At 65.0% G+C, this 1,850-nt stretch carries 2 protein-coding genes; both read right to left on the bottom strand.

Going from position 1 to position 1,850, the window contains the following annotated elements; translation table 11 throughout:
- Positions 1-489: 489 nt before the first annotated feature.
- A complete protein-coding gene (locus P5G52_RS18260; RefSeq protein WP_301230248.1) occupies positions 490-996 on the bottom strand; it encodes an NAD(P)/FAD-dependent oxidoreductase in 507 nt (168 codons plus the stop codon).
- Positions 997-1,662: 666 nt separating this feature from the next.
- Positions 1,663-1,850: hypothetical protein (locus P5G52_RS18255; RefSeq protein WP_301230247.1), on the bottom strand; the 188-nt coding region annotated here is incomplete at its 5' end.

Raw genomic sequence — 1,850 nt, 5'->3', positions numbered from 1 at the left:
CAGGCCCACCCATCCACTTGCCGGCAACGCCCGACAGCGCTAGTCACCACAGCCGGCACACACCGAGCCCGCGCCTCAGCCGGCGGGCGCACCCAGGGCACAGGTGGTCCTCAGGCACATATCTGCGGCCGGCAGGCCGGCACATCCCGGTCTAGAGGTCCGCACCCCAGCCAGCAGGCGGGCTGGCAGGCTCTCCGGGCTACGGCGCAGGCAGTTAGCCTCTCCCGACGGGCTCCCAGTCCCACCGCACGGTAGCCCAGGCCTGCTGAGGTGCAGCGCGCCGGTTCCTACACCTGACCCCAGTGTGGTGTGACATCTCGGAGAAGGAGCGCGACGAGGCCGTGCTCGAGTGCTCCCGCTTCGCCGGACTCGAGGGCCCGGTTTGTCCCGCTGCGCTGACCGGGTAATAGGTGCGGCAGGGCTGGGAGCGGATGCTGCACGGTAGATCGCTCCCCGAAAGTCGGAGGTCACCGATCGGCTCGGTTTCGATCAGCGTGACAACGACCTGACCGTTGACGGTGAGGTCGTTGCGGAACAGGCCGAGGGGCCGAGGAAATCAGCCCGCGCTTGCATGAGGGTTTCGACGAAGAGGGCATCGAGCTCGGGCTGGCTCCCGTCGTGCAGGCTCATGCAGCCGGTCAAGCGGTCTTCGTGGCTGAGTACCTGGACCTCGAATTGCGGCAGGACTGTGATGCCCCGCTCGACCAGATCCTTGCCTTGGGCTGTAGCAGGTGGCGCGGTGTGAGCCAGCACGGTGACGTACGGGCTGAGCAGTCGGAACAACGCGGCCAGATTGCTGGGCATCGGGCCGGTGGCGAGCAAATTAATGTGCTGGCCGCGCATTTCGTAGCCGCAGCAGAAGGCGCAGTGCAGCATGTCCTCAGCCCATCGCGCGGCGACACCGGGCATTTCAGGCAGTCCATTCTTACTGCCCGTGGCAGTGATGATCCGGCCTGCGCCGAGCGAGCGGTCGTCGAGCTTCAGTGTGAACGCCATCGTTACTGGGGAGAGCGGACACGGCTCCGGCCCATTAGCTTGAAGGAAGAGGATGACGTCGCTGTTCGACCCCAGCCCGCGCTGTACGTAGGCGTGACCACCTGGCTACTCTCGCGCTACAAGGTAGCGGCAGGAGCGGTCGTGGTCACGACGCGAGTTGGTGTCGGGGCGGCATCAGGCCCTGAGGGCCAAATGCGTGTGGGATGAGAGCGGCTCACCGTGCTCGCGGTCAGGCCCGCGTGGAGCTCAGCGACCGGGGGCTTGTGGTCGAGGCTGGCGACGCCGCACAGTGCTCCGCCACGGTGCCCCGCCGCTCCAGCGCCGTTGCTGACTCCGGGGAACTGGGAATCCTGGCGATATACAGCCGCGACGTCGATATTCAGCCGCGACGGGGAACTGGCGCGCATGCACCACGCATGACCAGACTGACCACCGCACGATCGCCGTAGCCTCGACCAGAGCCGGGGCTTGGAGCCGGCGTGGCACCTCATCGGATCGTTCCCGAGGGCCCGGCACCTCGTCCGTCTCCCGAGGAAATGCGGGTCCGTCCGGTCTCTGGAACCGGCAGCGGGGACGTGATGCAGCCGACGTCCTCACGGTTTGCTCCCACCCCGACGGGGGTGTAATGTTTCATGAGTTGCCCCGGTGAGGGTGACCAACCCCCCTTCAATTCCAGTGGTCGGTTCGTGCGCTCTGATGCGGGATCGAATTAGGCCCCTGAATTTGTTGTGGGATTGTTTTGTCGGATTTTTTTGCGGTGCCTTGTAGGCCACGGCGGGGGATTTGACAAGGGAAAAGAGAATGAAATAAGCTGTGAATGTAACGACGAGGGAAAACAAGCCGGATAAAGCGTT

The sequence above is a fragment of the Arthrobacter burdickii genome (assembly GCF_030433645.1).
GTDB classification, from domain to species: Bacteria; Actinomycetota; Actinomycetes; order Actinomycetales; family Micrococcaceae; genus Arthrobacter_D; species Arthrobacter_D burdickii.
This window is presented reverse-complemented; position numbering and strand designations above follow the sequence as displayed.

Excerpts from the sequence above, each read along its gene's own strand:
- P5G52_RS18260 (WP_301230248.1), bottom strand. The coding sequence starts at position 996 with ATGGCGTTCACACTGAAGCTCGACGACCGCTCGCTCGGCGCAGGCCGG.